The sequence below is a fragment of the Aeromonas sp. QDB20 genome, assembly GCF_027707805.1.
GTDB classification, from domain to species: Bacteria; Pseudomonadota; Gammaproteobacteria; order Enterobacterales; family Aeromonadaceae; genus Aeromonas; species Aeromonas dhakensis.
Genome location: NZ_JAPCJC010000037.1, coordinates 1 through 18,210 on the forward strand (window position 1 = coordinate 1; position 18,210 = coordinate 18,210).

Below are 18,210 nucleotides of genomic sequence, written 5' to 3' on the forward strand. Positions count from 1 at the left end.
GACGGCCTGCGTTTCGCCATCCGTGAAGGTGGCCGTACCGTAGGTGCTGGTGTTGTAGCTAAAGTTATCGCTTAATCTTTGGCTTACATAAATAAAGCAAAGCCCCTATAATAGGGGCTTTCTTATGCAGGGGCGTAGTTCGAATTGGTAGAACAGCGGTCTCCAAAACCGATGGTTGCGGGTTCGAGTCCTGCCGCCCCTGCCATATACCTCGTCTCGTACGGGGCTTTTGTGTCTTTGGTTACGTCAGATACAGGTGGGTTGTATGAGTGTTAGTTCTGAGAGCCAGGGCGGAAGCAAGGATACCCTGCTTTGGGGCCTGGTTTTCATTATCCTGGCGGCCGCTGTAGTGGGTAATTACCTGCTCAACGATGTTGTCGCTGCCGTCCGCGCCCTGGGTGTGGTCGTTGTCATTGCTGCTGCCGGTGCAGTAGCCCTGCAAACCACCAAGGGAAAGGCAACACTGGCATTTGCCCGTGAGTCTCGCCTGGAAGTACGCAAGGTCGTATGGCCGACCCGTCAGGAAGCCATTCAGACAACCCTGATTGTGCTGGCGGTGACTGCCGTGATGGGGCTGCTGCTGTTCGTTCTGGACGGTGCCCTGGTCTGGTTGGTCAACCTGATTACCGGTGTGTAAGGATAAGCCATGACTGAACAACGTGAACAGCGTATGAGATGGTATGTCGTGCAGGCGTTTTCCGGCTATGAAGGCCGTGTCGCCAAATCCCTGCGTGAACATATCAAGATGCATGGCATGGAAGACATGTTCGGTGAAGTGCTGGTCCCGACCGAAGAAGTGGTCGAGATGCGTGCTGGCCAGAAGCGCAAGAGTGAGCGCAAGTTTTTCCCGGGCTACGTCCTGGTGCAGATGATCATGGATGAAACCACATGGCACCTGGTACGCAACGTACCGCGCGTCATGGGCTTCATCGGTGGCACCTCTGATCGTCCTGCTCCTATCTCCGATAAGGAAGCGGATGCCATCCTCAATCGTCTGCAAGATGCCCACGACAAGCCGCGTCCGAAAACCCTGTTTGAACCGGGTGAGATGGTGCGGGTTGCCGATGGTCCGTTCGCCGATTTTAACGGTACCGTTGAAGAGGTGGACTACGAAAAGAGCCGCGTGAAGGTCTCCGTACTGATCTTCGGCCGTTCTACTCCGGTCGAGCTGGATTTTGGTCAAGTCGAAAAAGGCTGATTAAACTCTGTTCGTTAACGGTTGTCAGGGGCAGCGAATGTCATTATAATTCGCTGCCCCTTTATTAGTTGGGGAGCCGTTTGCAGGAGCATGTCTCCGAGGCGTTAGAACCCATTTCTGAGGTATTTTTGTAATGGCTAAGAAAGTCACAGCTTATATCAAGCTGCAAGTTAAGGCTGGCAGTGCTAACCCCAGCCCTCCCGTTGGTCCTGCTCTGGGTCAGCACGGTGTTAACATCATGGAATTCTGTAAAGCGTTCAACGCTCGTACAGAGAAGCTGGAAAAAGGTTCTCCGACTCCGGTCGTGATCACCGTTTACAGCGACCGTTCCTTCACCTTCGAAACCAAGACTCCGCCCGCTTCCTTCCTGCTGAAGAAAGCCGCTGGTATCCAGTCTGGTTCTGCCAAGCCGAACAAAGACAAGGTTGGTAAGGTGACTGTTGCCCAGCTGCAAGAAATCGCCAAGACCAAAGAGCCGGATATGACCGGTGCCGATCTGGATGCAAAAGTACGTTGCATCGCCGGCTCCGCTCGTTCCATGGGCCTGGTAGTGGAGGAGTAAGACAATGGCTAAACTGTCCAAGCGTATGCGCGTTATTCGCGAAAAAGTTGACGGTACCAAAGAGTACTCCATCAACGAAGCCATTGCCCTGCTGAAAGAACTGGCTACCGCCAAGTTCGTTGAAAGCGTTGACGTTGCCGTTAACCTGGGTATCGATGCTCGTAAATCTGACCAGAACGTACGTGGTGCTACTGTACTGCCGCACGGTACCGGTCGTGATGTACGCGTAGCCGTGTTCACCCAAGGTGCCAACGCCGAAGCTGCCAAAGCTGCCGGTGCTGAGCTGGTTGGCATGGATGACCTGGCCGATCTGGTCAAGAAAGGCGAGATGAACTTCGACGTCGTGATCGCATCCCCGGATGCCATGCGCGTTGTTGGTCAACTGGGTCAAATCTTGGGCCCGCGCGGCCTGATGCCGAACCCGAAAGTTGGTACTGTAACCCCGAACGTAGCCGAAGCCGTCAAGAACGCCAAGGCTGGTCAGGTTCGTTACCGTAACGACAAGAACGGTATCATTCACACTACCCTGGGCAAAGTTTCCTTCAACGAAGTTCAGTTGAAAGAGAACTTGGAAGCTCTGCTGGTTGCCTTGAAAAAGGCCAAGCCGTCCTCCGCCAAGGGTCAGTACATCAAGAAGGTAAGCATCTCCACCACTATGGGTGCCGGTGTTGCCGTAGACCAAGCTACTCTGGAAGCTCAGGCCTAATTGATGGATTTTACAAGGCGCAAAATTTAATCTATAATTTTGCGCCTTGATTGGTTGGGGGCTTCGACCTCCGTCCAAGACCGCAGGAGGCCGCTAGGCCTTAATACTTCCTGCGTAGACGGTGCCGGAAACCCAGCGAGAAAGATTCTTTCTCTTCTGGAATCCTGCTACCGCATCGTTCCCCTCTGTTGTAAAGGTAGGGGGGATGTGTCAGTACTGGGTCAATTGACCCGGATTCAATCCAGGAGTTAAGCCAATGGCATTGGGACTCGAAGACAAAAAGGCAATTGTTGCTGAAGTCAACGAAGCTGCCAAAGGCGCTCTTTCTGCAGTGATTGCCGATTCTCGCGGCGTGACTGTAGACAAGATGACCGTCCTGCGTAAAACCGCTCGTGAAGCTGGTGTGTACATGCGCGTTGTGCGTAACACCCTGCTGCGTCGCGCGGTAGAAGGTACCGAATACGAGTGCCTGAACGACGCATTTACCGGTCCTACCTTGATTGCTTTCTCTAACGAACACCCGGGCGCTGCCGCTCGTCTGTTCAAAGAGTTTGCCAAAGCGAACCAAAAGTTCGAAATCAAGGCTGGCGCTTTTAACGGTGAGTTTATCGCCGCAGCACAAATTGATCGTCTGGCCACGCTGCCGACTTACGAAGAAGCAATTGCGAAGCTGATGGCTACCATGAAGGAAGCCTCTGCTGGCAAGCTGGTTCGTACTATCGCTGCTGTTCGCGACCAGAAACAAGCTGCTGCTTGATTCTCGCCTATCTAGGCTGTTTGAGTTTATTCAACATCAGGAATTTTTGTCATGTCTATCACTAAAGACCAAATCATCGAAGCCGTTGCTTCCATGTCCGTAATGGAAGTTGTTGAGCTGATCGAAGCTATGGAAGAGAAGTTCGGTGTTTCTGCCGCTGCTGCCGTAATGGCCGGCCCGGCTGCTGCTGAAGCAGTAGAAGAGAAGACCGAGTTCGACGTAGTTCTGACTGCTGCTGGCGCCAACAAAGTTGCCGTTATCAAAGCCGTTCGTGGCGCTACCGGTCTGGGCCTGAAAGAAGCCAAAGATCTGGTAGAAGCTGCCCCGGCTAACCTGAAGGAAGGCGTGTCCAAGGACGAAGCTGAAGCTCTGAAGAAAGAGCTGGAAGCTGCCGGTGCTTCTGTTGAGATCAAATAATCTGCATTTATGTAGATTAGCCTGATAAAACAGGCTAGGGCTGGTGAATTTTTGTTCACCAGCCTTTTTGCGCTGTAGACTGAGAGCATTTCACACCGTTTACGACTCTCGGTGCACCAGCAATCCGGACTGTTTTCTTTCGTCCGGGCCAACACAAAACGGTGTTGAGACAGAGCTGTCCCGTGGGACAGAGTGGGTCACTTATCAGCGAGCTGAGGAACCCTATGGTTTACTCTTATACCGAAAAAAAACGCATTCGTAAGGACTTCGGTAAGCGAGACCAGGTACTGGACACGCCTTATCTGTTGTCCATTCAGCTGGACTCCTTCAAGCAGTTCATCGAGGCTGACCCGGAAGGTGAATATGGCCTAGAGGCCGCTTTCCGTAGCGTTTTCCCGATCACCAGTTACTCCGGTAGTGCTGAGCTTCAGTATGTCAGCTATCGCCTGGGTGAGCCGGTATTTGACGTAAAAGAATGCCAGATCCGTGGAGTGACCTACTCCGCGCCGCTGCGTGTCAAGCTTCGTATGGTTCTGTACGACCGTGAAGCAGCTGCCGGCACCGTCAAAGACATCAAGGAACAAGAAGTATACATGGGCGAAATTCCGCTCATGACCGAGAACGGCACCTTTGTCATCAATGGTACCGAGCGGGTAATCGTCTCCCAGCTGCACCGCAGCCCGGGCGTCTTCTTCGACCACGATAAAGGCAAAACACATTCATCCGGTAAGGTGCTGTATAACGCGCGCGTTATTCCCTACCGTGGCTCCTGGCTGGACTTCGAGTTCGATGCGAAAGACAACCTGTTTGTCCGTATCGACCGTCGTCGCAAACTGCCGGCATCCATTATTCTGCGTGCCCTGGATTTCAGTTCCGAACAGATTCTGGCCACCTTCTTCGAGACCATCGGTTTCGAAGTCAAAGATGGCAAGCTGATGATGGATCTGGTGCCGGAGCGCCTGCGTGGTGAAACTGCGACCTTTGACATCGTGGCCAATGGCGCCGTGGTGGTTGAGACCGGTCGTCGAGTGACTGCGCGTCACATCCGTCAGTTGGAAAAAGATTCCGTTACCCAGATTGAGGTACCGGTTGAGTATGTTGTTGGCAAAGTTGCTGCCAAGGACTACGCACATCCGCAAACTGGCGAGATGGTAGTGACTGCCAACCAGGCGCTGAGCCTGGAAGCGGTAGCCAACCTCTCCCAAGCCGGCTTCAAGCATTTCGAGGTTCTGTTCACCAACGAACTGGACCACGGTGCCTACATGTCCGAGACCCTGCGTATCGACTCCAGCTCCAGCCGCCTGGAAGCCCTGGTCGAGATCTATCGCATGATGCGTCCGGGTGAGCCGCCGACTCGCGAAGCCGCAGAGCAGCTGTTCGAGAACCTGTTCTTCTCTTCCGAGCGTTACGACCTGTCTACCGTAGGTCGGATGAAGTTCAACCGCCGTCTGGCTCGTGAAGACGAGACCGGCGTGGGCACCCTGACCAAAGACGATATTGTCGATGTGATGAAGCGCCTGATCGACATCCGTAACGGTAACGACGAAGTGGACGATATCGACCACCTGGGCAACCGTCGTATCCGTTCTGTCGGTGAAATGGCCGAGAACCAGTTCCGTGTCGGTCTGGTGCGTGTCGAGCGTGCGGTCAAGGAGCGTCTCTCCCTGGGCGACCTGGATACCCTGATGCCGCAGGATCTGATCAACGCCAAGCCGATCTCCGCCGCAGTCAAAGAGTTCTTTGGTTCCAGCCAGCTGTCCCAGTTCATGGACCAGAACAACCCGCTGTCCGAAGTAACCCACAAGCGCCGTATCTCCGCGCTGGGCCCGGGCGGTTTGACTCGTGAGCGTGCCGGCTTTGAAGTTCGAGACGTACACCCGACCCACTACGGTCGTCTGTGCCCCATCGAGACTCCTGAAGGTCCGAACATCGGTCTGATCAACTCCTTGTCCGTGTACTCTCGTACCAACGAGTACGGTTTCCTCGAGACCCCGTACCGCAAGGTCATTGACGGTGTGATCACCGACGAAGTGGACTATCTGTCTGCTATTGAAGAAGGCAAGTACGTGATCGCACAGGCTAACGCCGCGACCACCGAAGATGGCCGTCTGAAAGATGAATTGATCCCGTGCCGTCACAAAGGTGAATCCACCTTTATGAACGCCGACCAGATCCAGTATATGGACGTGAGCCCGCAACAGATCGTCTCTGTGGCAGCGGCCCTGATCCCGTTCCTGGAACACGATGACGCGAACCGCGCATTGATGGGTTCAAACATGCAACGTCAGGCTGTACCGACTCTGCGCGCCGACAAGCCGCTGGTTGGTACCGGTATGGAACGCGCAGTGGCCGTTGACTCCGGTGTTACCGTAGTGGCCAAGCGTGGCGGTATGATCGACTACGTCGATGCCTCCCGTATCGTTATCAAGGTCAACGAAGATGAGCTGCTGCCTGGCGAAGCCGGCATCGACATCTACAGCCTGACCAAATACACCCGTTCCAACCAGAACACCTGTATCAACCAGCGTCCGTGCGTGATGTTGGGCGAGCCGGTAATGGCGGGCGACGTACTGGCTGACGGCCCGTCCACCGATCTGGGTGAACTGGCGCTGGGTCAGAACCTGCGCGTCGCGTTCATGCCGTGGAACGGTTACAACTTCGAAGACTCGATCCTGGTGAACGAGCGTGTTGTTCAGGAAGACCGCCTGACCACCATTCACATCCAGGAACTGGCCTGTATCTCCCGTGACACCAAGCTGGGTCCGGAAGAGATCACTGCCGACATCCCGAACGTGGGTGAAGCCGCTCTGTCCAAGCTGGACGAGTCCGGTATCGTCTACGTGGGTGCGGAAGTGAAGGGCGGCGACATTCTGGTCGGCAAGGTGACCCCGAAAGGTGAAACCCAGCTGACCCCGGAAGAGAAGCTGCTGCGCGCCATCTTCGGTGAGAAGGCGTCCGACGTGAAGGACTCTTCCCTGCGTGTGCCGAACGGTGTGTACGGTACCGTGGTTGATGTGCAGGTCTTTACCCGCGATGGCGTGGAAAAAGACAAGCGCGCCAAAGAAATCGAAGAGATGCAGCTGAAGGAAGCGAAGAAGGACTTGACCGAAGAGTTCAAGATCCTGGAAGACGGCATTTTCGGCCGCTCCCGCAACCTGCTGCTGGCCGCCGGTTACAGCGAAGACCGTCTGAACAAGCTCGATCGCTCCAAGTGGTTTGAACTGGCCATCGAAGATGAAGCCAAGCAAATCGAGCTGGAACAGATCGCTGAACAGCACGTTGAGCTGAAGGCCGAGTTCGACAAGAAATTCGAGAACAAGCGTCGCAAGATCATCCAGGGCGATGACCTGGCGCCGGGCGTACTGAAGATCGTCAAGGTCTATCTGGCCGTCAAGCGTCGCATCCAGCCGGGTGACAAGATGGCGGGTCGTCACGGTAACAAGGGTGTTATCTCCAAGATCTGTCCGGTCGAGGATATGCCCCATGACGAGTACGGCCGTCCGGTCGACATCGTTCTGAACCCGTTGGGCGTACCGTCCCGTATGAACATCGGTCAGATCCTCGAAGTACACCTGGGCCTCGCGGCCAAGGGTATCGGCGAGAAGATCGACCGCATGGTCAAGGAACAGCGTGAGCTGCACGAGATGCGTGACTTCCTGCAACAGGTCTATGACCTGGGCGAGAAAGACACCCAGCAAGTGAACGTGGCCGAGCTGTCCGACGACGACGTACGTACCCTGGTCGGTAACCTGCGCAAGGGTCTGCCGGTGGCAACGCCGGTATTTGATGGCGCCAAAGAGCGCGAAATCAAGGCCCTGCTGAAGCTGGCCGACCTGCCGGAATCCGGTCAGATCGCCCTGTTCGACGGTCGTACCGGTAACGCCTTCGAGCGTAAGGTCACCGTGGGTTACATGTACATGCTGAAGCTGAACCACCTGGTAGACGACAAGATGCACGCGCGTTCTACCGGCTCCTACAGCCTGGTTACCCAGCAGCCGCTGGGTGGTAAGGCGCAGTTCGGTGGTCAGCGTTTCGGTGAGATGGAAGTGTGGGCCCTGGAGGCTTACGGTGCGGCATATACCCTGCAGGAGATGCTGACCGTCAAGTCTGACGATGTGAATGGCCGTACCAAGATGTACAAGAACATCGTGGATGGCGACCACCGTATGGAGCCGGGCATGCCCGAATCCTTCAACGTATTGCTGAAGGAAATCCGCTCTCTGGGTATCAACATCGAGCTGGACGAAGAGTAAGGGCTCGCTCTTATTGTTCGAGAATTGACGTGGGCGCCCCGAGAGGGGCGCCGAGGTTAGACTCCTGACAGGGGAAACACGTGAAAGACTTACTCAAGTTTTTGAAGGCTCAGACCAAGACCGAAGAGTTTGACAGTATCAAGATCGGTCTGGCCTCTCCTGACATGATCCGCTCCTGGTCATTCGGTGAGGTCAAAAAGCCTGAGACCATCAACTACCGGACTTTCAAGCCGGAGCGTGATGGTCTGTTCTGCGCCCGTATCTTCGGACCGGTGAAGGACTACGAGTGTCTGTGCGGCAAGTACAAGCGCCTGAAACACCGTGGTGTGATCTGTGAGAAGTGCGGCGTAGAAGTGACCCAGACCAAGGTCCGTCGTGAGCGTATGGGCCACATCGAGCTGGCCAGCCCGACTGCCCACATCTGGTTCCTGAAGTCCCTGCCGTCCCGTATCGGCCTGCTGCTGGACATGACCCTGCGTGACATCGAGCGCGTGCTGTATTTCGAATCCTATGTAGTGATCGAACCCGGCATGACCAACCTCGAGCGCAGCCAGATGCTGTCCGAAGAGCAGTACCTGGACGCACTGGAAGAGTGGGGCGACGAATTCGACGCCAAGATGGGTGCCGAAGCAATCCTGGCATTGCTGCGCGCCATCGATCTGGAAGGCGAAGTGCGCACCATGCGCGAAGAGCTGGATCAGACCAACTCCGAGACCAAGCGCAAGAAGACCACCAAGCGTCTGAAGCTGATGGAAGCCTTCCTGCAGTCCGGCAACAAGCCGGAGTGGATGATCATGACAGTGCTGCCTGTGCTGCCGCCGGACCTGCGTCCGCTGGTACCGCTGGACGGCGGCCGTTTCGCGACCTCCGATCTGAACGATCTGTACCGTCGCGTGATCAACCGTAACAACCGTCTGAAGCGTCTGCTGGATCTGGCTGCACCGGACATCATCGTGCGCAACGAAAAGCGCATGCTGCAAGAGTCCGTGGATGCCCTGCTGGACAACGGTCGTCGTGGCCGTGCCATTACCGGCTCCAACAAGCGCCCGCTGAAATCCCTGGCCGACATGATCAAGGGTAAGCAAGGTCGTTTCCGTCAGAACCTGCTCGGTAAGCGTGTCGACTACTCCGGTCGTTCCGTTATCACCGTAGGTCCGACCCTGCGCCTGCATCAGTGCGGTCTGCCGAAGAAGATGGCGTTGGAACTGTTCAAGCCCTTCATCTATGGCAAGCTGGAAACTCGCGGCTTGGCGACCACCATCAAGGCCGCCAAGAAGATGGTTGAGCGCGAAGAAGCTGTTGTCTGGGACATCCTGGACGAAGTGATCCGCGAACACCCGGTCCTGCTGAACCGTGCACCGACTCTGCACCGTCTGGGTATCCAGGCGTTCGAGCCGACCCTGATCGAAGGCAAGGCCATCCAGCTGCACCCGCTCGTCTGTGCCGCCTATAACGCGGACTTCGACGGTGACCAGATGGCGGTCCACGTACCGCTGACCCTGGAAGCCCAGCTGGAAGCGCGCGCCCTGATGATGTCCACCAACAACATCCTGTCGCCTGCCTCCGGTGAGCCGATCATCGTTCCGTCTCAGGACGTGGTCTTGGGTCTGTACTACATGACCCGTGCCCGTATCGCCGCCAAGGGCGAAGGTATGGTGCTGTCCGGTCCGAAAGAGGCCGAAAAGGTCTACCGTGCCGGCTTGGCCGACCTGCATGCGCGCGTCAAGTGCCGCATCACCGAGTACGTGAAGAACGAAGCCGGTGAGCTGGTTGCCAAGACCGAGATGAAGAACACCACCGTTGGTCGTGCGATCCTGAGCCTGATCCTGCCGAAAGGCATGGAATACGCCCTGATCGACGAGCCGAAGGTGCTGACTGCCGCCGAACAGGCTGATCTGGATGCCAACCCGCAGAACTGGATCAAGTGCGTCTCCAACAAGGCGCTGGGCAAGAAGCTGATCTCTCGTCTGCTGAACACCTGCTATCGCAAGCAGGGCCTGAAGGACACCGTTATCTTCGCTGACCAGCTGATGTATACCGGTTTCCACTATGCGGCCCTGTCCGGTGCGTCCGTTGGTATCGATGACATGGTCATCCCGGATGCCAAGAAGGACATCATCGCTTCTGCCGAAGCCGAAGTCGCCGAGATCCAGGACCAGTTCCTGTCCGGTCTGGTGACTGCGGGCGAACGTTACAACAAGGTTATCGATATCTGGGCCAGCGCTAACGAGCGTGTATCCAAGGCTATGATGGAGAACTTGTCCAAAGAGCGTAACGTCAACTCGCTGGGTGAAGAAGAAGAGCAGGCCTCGTTCAACAGCATCTTCATGATGGCCGACTCCGGTGCGCGGGGTTCCGCAGCCCAGATTCGTCAGCTGGCCGGTATGCGTGGCCTGATGGCCAAGCCGGATGGCTCCATCATCGAGACGCCGATCGTGGCGAACTTCCGCGAAGGTCTGAACGTACTGCAGTACTTCATCTCCACTCACGGTGCTCGTAAGGGTCTGGCGGATACCGCACTGAAGACTGCGAACTCCGGTTACCTGACTCGTCGTCTGGTAGACGTGGCACAGGACATGGTGATCACCGAGGACGATTGCGGCACTACCGAAGGTCTGTGGATGACTCCGCTGATCGAGGGTGGCGACGTGGTCGAGCCGCTGCGTGAGCGCGTGCTGGGCCGTGTGGTTGCCGATGACGTGATCAAGCCGGGTACTGAAGACGAAGTGCTGGTAGCACGCAACACCCTGCTCGACGAGCAGCTGTGTGACCTGCTGGAGCGCAACTCCGTCGACCGCGTGAAGGTACGTTCTGCCATCACCTGTGAGACCGACTTCGGTAACTGTGCTCACTGCTACGGCCGTGATCTGGCCCGTGGTCACCTGGTTAACAAGGGTGAGGCTGTCGGTGTTATCGCCGCCCAGTCCATCGGTGAACCGGGTACCCAGCTGACGATGCGTACCTTCCACATCGGTGGTGCCGCATCCCGTGCCGCTGCCGAGAGCAGCATCCAGGTCAAGAACACCGGTAGCATCAAGCTGCAGAACGCCAAGTTCGTTCACAACAGCGACGACAAACTGGTTATCACCTCTCGTTCTACCGAACTGACCATCATGGACGAGATGGGCCGTACCAAAGAAAGCCACAAGCTGCCTTACGGTGCCGTGCTGGAAGTGAAGGATGGCCAGGCCGTGAGCGCCGGTGAAACCGTCGCCAACTGGGATCCGCACACTCACCCGATCATCACCGAAGTGGCGGGTCGCCTGCACTTCGAACACATGATCGACGGCGTGACCATTACTCGTCAGACCGACGAGCTGACCGGTCTCTCCTCCATCGTCGTGCTGGACGTCAACGAGCGTCCGAGCGCCGGTAAAGAGATGCGTCCGACCGTGAAACTGGTCGACCTGAACGGCAAGGACGTGATGATCCCGGGTACCGATGTAGCTGCCCAGTACTTCCTGCCGGGCAAGGCGATCGTGAACCTGGAAGATGGTGCCAACGTGGGTGTGGGTGACGCGGTAGCGCGTATCCCGCAAGAGTCCGGCGGTACCAAGGACATCACCGGTGGTCTGCCGCGCGTTGCGGATCTGTTCGAAGCACGTCAACCGAAAGAGCCGGCCATCCTGGCCGAGATCTCCGGTACCATCTCCTTCGGGAAAGAGACCAAGGGCAAACGCCGTCTGGTCATCACCCCGACCGATGGTGGCGACGTCTACGAGGAGATGATTCCGAAGTGGCGTAACCTGAACGTGTTCGAAGGTGAAAAAGTTGAGAAGGGTGAAGTGCTGGCGGACGGTCCTGAGTCTGCTCACGATATCCTGCGTCTGCGCGGTATCAGCCCGGTCGCCAACTACATCGCCAACGAAGTGCAGGACGTTTACCGTCTGCAAGGCGTTAAGATCAACGACAAGCACATCGAAGTCATCGTTCGTCAGATGCTGCGCAAGTGCGAGATCCTGACTGCTGGCGACACCGACCTGATCGAAGGCGAACAGGTTGAAGTTGCTCGCGTGAAGATTGCCAACCGTAAGCTGGTTGCTGAGGGCAAGACCCCGGCCACCTACCGTCACATCCTGATGGGTATTACCAAGGCATCTCTGAGCACCGAGTCCTTCATCTCCGCGGCTTCCTTCCAGGAAACCACCCGCGTTCTGACCGAAGCTGCCGTTGGCGGCAAGCGCGACGAACTGCGTGGCCTGAAAGAGAACGTGATCGTGGGTCGTCTGATCCCGGCTGGTACCGGCTTTGCCTACCACCACAGCCGGATCAACCAGCGTGCCGCAGCCGCTCGTGCCGTTGCCGCACCGCAGGTGACTGCCGATGAAGCTCAGCAAAACCTGGCGGATCTGCTCAACGCAGCCGGCAGCTTTGACGAAGAGTAATCTTCTGCTGCAGTGATTGAAAAAGGGCCCCTTTATGGGGCCCTTTTTATTGGCTGTTTTCTCGGCAAAGCCTGATGCCACGCGGATATTCGGATGATCCAGAGCAAGGTTGCGGAGTAAAAAATCAAAAAAAGTTGACATTGAACCCTCGCAACTGAAAACTCGGGAAAGTTGAATGGGTATTACAGGGGTAGAACATGACTGTCGGTATCGAGGAAGTGATGCTTCCCGAAGAGCAACTGATCGGTCGCACTTTTACAGACGAAGACAGGGAATTGTTGCGCTCATACGATGGGCTTATCGACGGCTTGGCTGAGCTGTTCGGCAAGCACTGTGAAGTGGTGCTCCACTCCCTGGAAAATCTGCACGAGTCCGTGATCAAGATTGCCAACGGGTTCAATACGGGACGTAATGAGGGGGCCCCCATTACCGATCTCGCGCTGCGTATGCTCAAGGACATAGAGAATACCGGCCAGGATTACACCCAGAGCTATTTTGCTCGCAGCCGCACCGGCGCCCTGATGAAGTCGAGCACCATCGCCATCAGGAATAGTGACAGGCAGGTGATCGGCCTTATCTGCATCAACCTGCACATCAATGCGCCTTTTCACGAGTTTGTCGCCGAATTCTTCCCGACGCCGCAACAAGTCGAGCGTCAGTCGCCGGAGACCTTTGCCAACAGTGTGGAAGAGCTGGTTGCCCAGACGGTGGACAATACCATCGACGAAATCAACCGCGATCCGACCGTTGCCAACAATGCCAAAAACAGGTTTATCGTGACCCAGTTGTTCGAGAAGGGCATATTTGATATTAAGGACTCGATCAACCTGGTCGCCGACAAACTGAATATTTCCAAACACACCGTTTATCTGTACATCCGACAGCGCAAGCAGGGTGAAGACGAAAACGAATAAGCGCCATAGAAGGGGATAGACAAGAATGGCTAAAGAAGTTATTGCAACCGACAAGGCTCCTGCCGCAATTGGTCCATATGTTCAGGCCACCAAACTGGGCGAGCTGGTCTTCACCTCAGGGCAGATCCCGCTCGATCCGGCCACCATGGAGATCGTGGCTGGCGGCATCGAGGCTCAGGCCGAGCAGGTTATGAAGAACTTGGTTGCAGTATTGAAGGCAGCGGGTGCCGACACCAGCAAGGTGCTGAAGACCACCTGTTTCCTCAGCGACATGAACAACTTTGTTGCCTTCAACCAGGTTTATGCCCGTTACTTCGGTGAATCGGCCCCGGCTCGCTCCTGTGTGGAAGTGGCGCGCCTGCCCAAGGACGTGTTGGTTGAAGTCGAAGCCATCGCTTACGTCTGATCCAAGGCGGTACGAAGAGCCCCTCCCAGGAGGGGCTTTTTCGTATTTGGCGTAGAATGGGCTGATACATGCGCAGGAGTCCGGATATGAGTCTCAATTTCGCCTTGCTGGTGACGGGGCCGGCCTATGGTACCCAGTCGGCCAGCACGGCCTATCGCTTTGCCCTGAGCGTCATCGAACAGGGTCATCGACTGTCTCACCTGTTTTTCTATCAGGATGGGGTCTGCAACGGCAACGGTCTGCATGCTCCCGCCTCCGATGAGAGCAACCTGGTCGCCCTGTGGCGCGAGCTCGCCATCCAGCAGGGGATCCGTATCGACGTGTGCGTGGCGGCGGCCATGCGTCGTGGTGTACTGGATGAGCAGGAAGCCAAGGGGATGGGCAGAGCGCAGTTCAATCTGGAAGTGCCCTTTTGCCTGAGCGGGTTGGGCCAGCTGGCGGAAGCCAGTCTGACCGCCGATCGCTTTGTCCAGTTCTAGGGGGAAGCATGCACAAGATAGCGTTCATTTGCCGGCGCGGGCCTCATGGTACTGCGGCTGGCCGGGAAGGTCTCGACGCCCTGCTGGCCACCTCTGCCATGACGGAGTCGCTGGCGCTGTTTCTCATCGAGGACGGCGTGCTGCAACTGCTCAAGGACCAGCAGCCGCAGGCCATCTTGCAGCGTCACTATGCGCCGACCTTCAAGATGCTCGAGCTGTACGACATCGAAGAGGTCTATGTGTGTACCGACTCGTTGGCGGAACGGGGGCTGACGCCCGAGGAGCTGCTGATCCCGGTGACCGGTCTCTCCCGATCCGACATTCGTCGTCAGTGGGGCGACTGCAGCACCCACATCTGTTTTTGAGGTAGCCATGATACAGCTGATATTGACTTCTCCCTTCCAGAGTCGGGAGCTGGAGCAGGCACTGGCCTATCGCCAGCCTGACGATGTGTTGGTGCTGATGCAGGACGCCGTCGTCGCGGCAACGGCCCCGTTGTGGAGCGAGCGGCTGACAGGCGTGCCGCTCTACGTGATGCGGGAGGACCTGCAGGCGAGGGGGTTGCAGTCACGGATCGGGATGGATTTGGAGATGGCCGACCTGGTCGCGCTGATCGCCGAAAAAGGCTCACCGCAGACCTGGGGTGGCTAGAAACTGTTTTTATAAAATAATTTCAGTGACTTACCGTGCCTTTACACACATTCTGCCGTGCCGTTCCCGACACGGATTGTATAAATCTTGACTCCCTTGACAACAGGGCATAAAATTTCGCGTCCCCGTATCTGCGGGGAGGATTTTTCACATGTTTATGAAGTCATTATCAGGAGCCTTTTGATGGCAACTATTAACCAGTTGGTTCGCAAGCCACGCATCAAGCTCGTTGTGAAAAGCAACGTGCCGGCGCTGGAAGCGTGCCCTCAGAAGCGTGGCGTGTGCACTCGTGTATACACCACCACCCCGAAGAAGCCTAACTCTGCACTGCGTAAAGTGTGCCGTGTACGTCTGACCAACGGCTTCGAAGTCACCTCCTACATCGGTGGTGAAGGTCACAACCTGCAAGAGCACTCTGTTGTTCTGATCCGTGGCGGTCGTGTAAAAGACTTGCCAGGTGTTCGTTACCACACCGTTCGTGGTGCGTTGGACTGTGCCGGTGTTAAAGACCGTAAGCAGGCTCGCTCCAAGTACGGCGTGAAGCGTCCGAAAGCTTAATGGTTCTCCGTTAAGTAAGGCCAAACGTTAATTCGTTTCTAGTTAGATAACTTTCTAGTTTTGGGTAACCCCTGAAGTTACGGAGAATTTGAAATGCCAAGACGTCGTGTTGTTGGTCAGCGTAAAATCCTGCCGGATCCCAAGTTCGGATCAGAGCTGCTGGCTAAATTCGTCAACGTAGTAATGGTTGACGGTAAGAAATCTGTTTCCGAAGCCATCGTATATGGCGCGCTGGACATCATTGCCACCAAGACTGGCAAAGAGCACCTGGCCGTATTCGAAGAAGCCCTGGACAACATTCGTCCGGCCGTCGAGGTTAAATCTCGTCGTGTCGGTGGTGCAACCTATCAGGTACCGGTAGAAGTTCGTCCGGTTCGTCGCAATGCCCTGGCAATGCGCTGGTTGGTTGATGCCGCTCGTAAACGTGGTGAAAAATCAATGGCTCAGCGTTTGGCTGGCGAGCTGCTGGATGCCGCTGACAATAAGGGTTCGTCTGTCAAGAAACGTGAAGACGTTCACCGTATGGCTGAAGCGAACAAGGCCTTCGCTCACTTCCGCTGGTAATCCGCTTGCGCAGGGTCTTTTGGCTCTGCGCACCTTCAATTATCTGGGGACAAGTGCCCTAGTAAGAGGATGACAATGGCTCGTACAACCCCCATTGAGCGTTATCGTAATATCGGTATCTCCGCTCACATCGACGCCGGTAAGACTACTACTACCGAGCGCGTTCTGTTTTACACCGGTGTAAGTCACAAGATCGGTGAAGTTCACGATGGCGCTGCCACCATGGACTGGATGGAACAGGAACAAGAGCGTGGTATCACCATCACCTCCGCCGCGACCACCGCTTTCTGGTCCGGTATGGGTAAACAGTTCCAACCGCACCGTATCAACATCATCGATACCCCGGGCCACGTTGACTTTACTATCGAAGTAGAGCGCTCCATGCGTGTTCTGGATGGCGCCGTGATGGTGTACTGTGCCGTAGGTGGCGTACAGCCCCAGTCTGAGACCGTATGGCGTCAGGCTAACAAGTACAAGGTTCCCCGTATCGCGTTCGTCAACAAGATGGACCGTACCGGTGCCAACTTCCTGCGCTGCGTTGAGCACATCAAGACCCGTCTGAAAGGTAACCCGGTTCCGCTGCAACTGAACATCGGTTCAGAAGAGAACTTCAAGGGCGTTATCGATCTGGTCAAGATGAAAGCCATCAACTGGAGCGAAGCTGACCAGGGCGTTTCCTTCGATTACGAAGACGTGCCGGCCGAGCTGCTGGAACAGGCGCAAGAAATGCGCATGAACCTGGTTGAAGCCGCTGCTGAAGCGTCTGAAGACCTGATGGAAAAATACCTGGGTGGTGAAGAACTGACCGAGGAAGAGATCAAGAAAGCTCTTCGTCAGCGCGTTCTGAACAACGAAATCATCCTGGTTACCTGTGGCTCCGCGTTCAAGAACAAGGGCGTACAGGCCATGCTGGATGCCGTGATCGAGTATCTGCCGGCGCCGACCGACGTTGCTGCGATCGACGGTCTGAAGCTGGATGGCGAGACCAAAGACGAGCGTCACGCTTCCGATGACGAGCCGTTCTCTGCTCTGGCGTTCAAGATTGCTACCGACCCGTTCGTGGGCAACCTGACCTTCTTCCGCGTTTACTCCGGTGTGGTTAACTCCGGTGACTCCGTGCTGAACTCCGTTAAAGAGAAGCGCGAGCGTTTTGGCCGTATCGTTCAGATGCACGCCAACAAGCGTGAAGAGATCAAAGAAGTTCGCGCAGGCGACATCGCTGCTGCCATCGGCCTGAAGGACGTCACCACCGGTGATACCCTGTGTGACGAGAACGCACCGATCATCCTGGAGCGTATGGAATTCCCGGAGCCGGTAATCTCCATCGCCGTTGAGCCGAAATCCAAGGCCGACCAGGAGAAGATGGGTCTGGCTCTGGGCCGTCTGGCTCAGGAAGATCCGTCCTTCCGCGTATGGACCGACGAAGAGTCTGGTCAAACCATCATCGCCGGTATGGGTGAGCTGCACCTGGACATCATCGTTGACCGTATGCGTCGCGAGTTCAAAGTAGAAGCGAACGTAGGTAAGCCGCAGGTTGCCTACCGTGAAACCATTCGTAACACCGTCAAGGATATCGAAGGTAAGCACGCCAAGCAGTCCGGTGGTCGTGGTCAGTACGGTCACGTCGTTATCGACATGTACCCGCTGGAAGAAGGCAAAGCCTACGAGTTCGTCAATGACATCAAGGGTGGCGTCATTCCGGGCGAATTCATCCCGGGTGTTGACAAGGGTATCCGCGAGCAGCTGAAGTCCGGCCCGCTGGCAGGTTATCCGGTAATGGATCTGGGCGTGCGTCTGCACTTCGGTTCTTACCACGATGTCGACTCTTCCGAACTGGCGTTCAAGATCGCTGCTTCTCTGGCGTTCAAGGCTGGCTTCATGAAGGCCAACCCGGTACTGCTCGAGCCGATCATGAAGGTCGAAGTCGAGACTCCGGAAGACTACATGGGCGACGTTATCGGTGACCTGAACCGTCGTCGCGGCCTGATCGAAGGCATGGAAGATGGCCCGTCCGGCAAGATCGTACGTGCTCTGGTGCCGCTGGCCGAAATGTTCGGTTACGCCACCTCCCTGCGTTCTGCTACCCAGGGTCGTGCTTCCTACGCCATGGAATTCGCCAAGTATCACGATGCTCCGACTAACGTCGCCCAGGCCGTGATCGAAGAGCGCAAATCCAAGTAATTTAAGATTCCCCGCCTACGACGGTAGGCGGGTTTAACCTAGAAGGACTACGTCGTGTCTAAAGAAAAATTTGAGCGTAATAAACCGCACGTAAACGTCGGCACCATCGGCCACGTTGACCACGGTAAAACCACCCTGACCGCCGCCATCACCAACGTGCTGGCCAAGCACTTCGGTGG

18 protein-coding genes and 1 tRNA gene are annotated in these 18,210 nt (G+C 56.1%); all 19 read left to right on the forward strand.

Annotation, left to right across the window (positions count from 1 at the left end; translation table 11 throughout):
* Positions 1-75: hypothetical protein (locus PG897_RS21985; protein ID WP_197724836.1), on the forward strand; the 75-nt coding region annotated here is incomplete at its 5' end.
* A gap of 53 nt (positions 76-128) precedes the next feature.
* Positions 129-205: transfer RNA gene (locus PG897_RS21990), tRNA-Trp, on the forward strand.
* Between the two features lie 60 nt (positions 206-265).
* Positions 266-637, forward strand: coding sequence for a preprotein translocase subunit SecE (secE, locus tag PG897_RS21995; protein WP_005306322.1), 372 nt, complete (start codon positions 266-268; stop codon positions 635-637).
* A 9-nt stretch (positions 638-646) separates the two neighbouring features.
* Positions 647-1,198, forward strand: a complete 552-nt coding sequence (gene nusG, locus PG897_RS22000; protein ID WP_005306318.1) for a transcription termination/antitermination protein NusG — start codon at positions 647-649, stop codon at positions 1,196-1,198.
* Positions 1,199-1,331: 133 nt separating this feature from the next.
* Positions 1,332-1,760 carry a 50S ribosomal protein L11 gene (gene rplK, locus PG897_RS22005; RefSeq protein WP_005306313.1) on the forward strand — a complete coding sequence of 143 codons (429 nt, stop codon included), beginning with the start codon at positions 1,332-1,334 and terminating at the stop codon, positions 1,758-1,760.
* Between the two features lie 4 nt (positions 1,761-1,764).
* Positions 1,765-2,466 carry a 50S ribosomal protein L1 gene (gene rplA / locus PG897_RS22010; protein ID WP_005306309.1) on the forward strand — a complete coding sequence of 234 codons (702 nt, stop codon included), beginning with the start codon at positions 1,765-1,767 and terminating at the stop codon, positions 2,464-2,466.
* A gap of 256 nt (positions 2,467-2,722) precedes the next feature.
* On the forward strand, positions 2,723-3,223 hold the full coding sequence (gene rplJ, locus PG897_RS22015) for a 50S ribosomal protein L10 (protein WP_005306307.1): 501 nt from the start codon (positions 2,723-2,725) through the stop codon (positions 3,221-3,223).
* A 51-nt stretch (positions 3,224-3,274) separates the two neighbouring features.
* Positions 3,275-3,640: a 50S ribosomal protein L7/L12 gene (gene rplL, locus PG897_RS22020; RefSeq protein ID WP_005306304.1), complete on the forward strand. Its 366-nt coding sequence runs from the start codon at positions 3,275-3,277 to the stop codon at positions 3,638-3,640.
* A 224-nt stretch (positions 3,641-3,864) separates the two neighbouring features.
* Positions 3,865-7,893, forward strand: a complete 4,029-nt coding sequence (gene rpoB, locus PG897_RS22025; protein WP_010635847.1) for a DNA-directed RNA polymerase subunit beta — start codon at positions 3,865-3,867, stop codon at positions 7,891-7,893.
* A gap of 80 nt (positions 7,894-7,973) precedes the next feature.
* Positions 7,974-12,278, forward strand: a complete 4,305-nt coding sequence (rpoC, locus tag PG897_RS22030) for a DNA-directed RNA polymerase subunit beta' (RefSeq protein ID WP_005306298.1) — start codon at positions 7,974-7,976, stop codon at positions 12,276-12,278.
* Positions 12,279-12,475: 197 nt separating this feature from the next.
* Complete coding sequence (locus tag PG897_RS22035; RefSeq protein ID WP_010635848.1) at positions 12,476-13,192, forward strand: helix-turn-helix transcriptional regulator; 717 nt, start codon at positions 12,476-12,478, stop codon at positions 13,190-13,192.
* A 25-nt stretch (positions 13,193-13,217) separates the two neighbouring features.
* Positions 13,218-13,598 (forward strand): RidA family protein, encoded by a 381-nt coding sequence (locus PG897_RS22040; protein ID WP_005306289.1) that lies wholly within the window; start codon positions 13,218-13,220, stop codon positions 13,596-13,598.
* Positions 13,599-13,684: 86 nt separating this feature from the next.
* Complete coding sequence (gene tusD, locus PG897_RS22045; RefSeq protein WP_065018528.1) at positions 13,685-14,077, forward strand: sulfurtransferase complex subunit TusD; 393 nt, start codon at positions 13,685-13,687, stop codon at positions 14,075-14,077.
* Positions 14,078-14,085: 8 nt separating this feature from the next.
* The gene (gene tusC, locus PG897_RS22050) at positions 14,086-14,442 is read left to right on the forward strand and encodes a sulfurtransferase complex subunit TusC (protein ID WP_201880968.1); all 357 of its coding nucleotides are present in this window, start codon (positions 14,086-14,088) and stop codon (positions 14,440-14,442) included.
* 7 nt (positions 14,443-14,449) lie between these two features.
* Positions 14,450-14,728, forward strand: a complete 279-nt coding sequence (tusB, locus tag PG897_RS22055) for a sulfurtransferase complex subunit TusB (RefSeq protein WP_005306280.1) — start codon at positions 14,450-14,452, stop codon at positions 14,726-14,728.
* A gap of 183 nt (positions 14,729-14,911) precedes the next feature.
* Positions 14,912-15,286: a 30S ribosomal protein S12 gene (gene rpsL / locus PG897_RS22060; protein WP_005306278.1), complete on the forward strand. Its 375-nt coding sequence runs from the start codon at positions 14,912-14,914 to the stop codon at positions 15,284-15,286.
* Positions 15,287-15,379: 93 nt separating this feature from the next.
* On the forward strand, positions 15,380-15,850 hold the full coding sequence (gene rpsG, locus PG897_RS22065; protein WP_005306266.1) for a 30S ribosomal protein S7: 471 nt from the start codon (positions 15,380-15,382) through the stop codon (positions 15,848-15,850).
* Between the two features lie 75 nt (positions 15,851-15,925).
* Complete coding sequence (gene fusA / locus PG897_RS22070; RefSeq protein WP_005306261.1) at positions 15,926-18,031, forward strand: elongation factor G; 2,106 nt, start codon at positions 15,926-15,928, stop codon at positions 18,029-18,031.
* A gap of 54 nt (positions 18,032-18,085) precedes the next feature.
* Positions 18,086-18,210: GTP-binding protein (locus PG897_RS22075; RefSeq protein WP_234887766.1), on the forward strand; the 125-nt coding region annotated here is incomplete at its 3' end.

Excerpts from the sequence above, each read along its gene's own strand:
- rpsL (WP_005306278.1), top strand. The coding sequence starts at position 14,912 with ATGGCAACTATTAACCAGTTGGTTCGCAAGCCACGCATCAAGCTCGTT.
- rpsG (WP_005306266.1), top strand. The coding sequence starts at position 15,380 with ATGCCAAGACGTCGTGTTGTTGGTCAGCGTAAAATCCTGCCGGATCCC.
- fusA (WP_005306261.1), top strand. The coding sequence starts at position 15,926 with ATGGCTCGTACAACCCCCATTGAGCGTTATCGTAATATCGGTATCTCC.
- PG897_RS22035 (WP_010635848.1), top strand. The coding sequence starts at position 12,476 with ATGACTGTCGGTATCGAGGAAGTGATGCTTCCCGAAGAGCAACTGATC.
- PG897_RS22040 (WP_005306289.1), top strand. The coding sequence starts at position 13,218 with ATGGCTAAAGAAGTTATTGCAACCGACAAGGCTCCTGCCGCAATTGGT.
- rpoB (WP_010635847.1), top strand. The coding sequence starts at position 3,865 with ATGGTTTACTCTTATACCGAAAAAAAACGCATTCGTAAGGACTTCGGT.
- secE (WP_005306322.1), top strand. The coding sequence starts at position 266 with ATGAGTGTTAGTTCTGAGAGCCAGGGCGGAAGCAAGGATACCCTGCTT.
- rplL (WP_005306304.1), top strand. The coding sequence starts at position 3,275 with ATGTCTATCACTAAAGACCAAATCATCGAAGCCGTTGCTTCCATGTCC.
- tusD (WP_065018528.1), top strand. The coding sequence starts at position 13,685 with ATGAGTCTCAATTTCGCCTTGCTGGTGACGGGGCCGGCCTATGGTACC.
- nusG (WP_005306318.1), top strand. The coding sequence starts at position 647 with ATGACTGAACAACGTGAACAGCGTATGAGATGGTATGTCGTGCAGGCG.
- tusB (WP_005306280.1), top strand. The coding sequence starts at position 14,450 with ATGATACAGCTGATATTGACTTCTCCCTTCCAGAGTCGGGAGCTGGAG.
- rplK (WP_005306313.1), top strand. The coding sequence starts at position 1,332 with ATGGCTAAGAAAGTCACAGCTTATATCAAGCTGCAAGTTAAGGCTGGC.
- rplA (WP_005306309.1), top strand. The coding sequence starts at position 1,765 with ATGGCTAAACTGTCCAAGCGTATGCGCGTTATTCGCGAAAAAGTTGAC.
- tusC (WP_201880968.1), top strand. The coding sequence starts at position 14,086 with ATGCACAAGATAGCGTTCATTTGCCGGCGCGGGCCTCATGGTACTGCG.
- rplJ (WP_005306307.1), top strand. The coding sequence starts at position 2,723 with ATGGCATTGGGACTCGAAGACAAAAAGGCAATTGTTGCTGAAGTCAAC.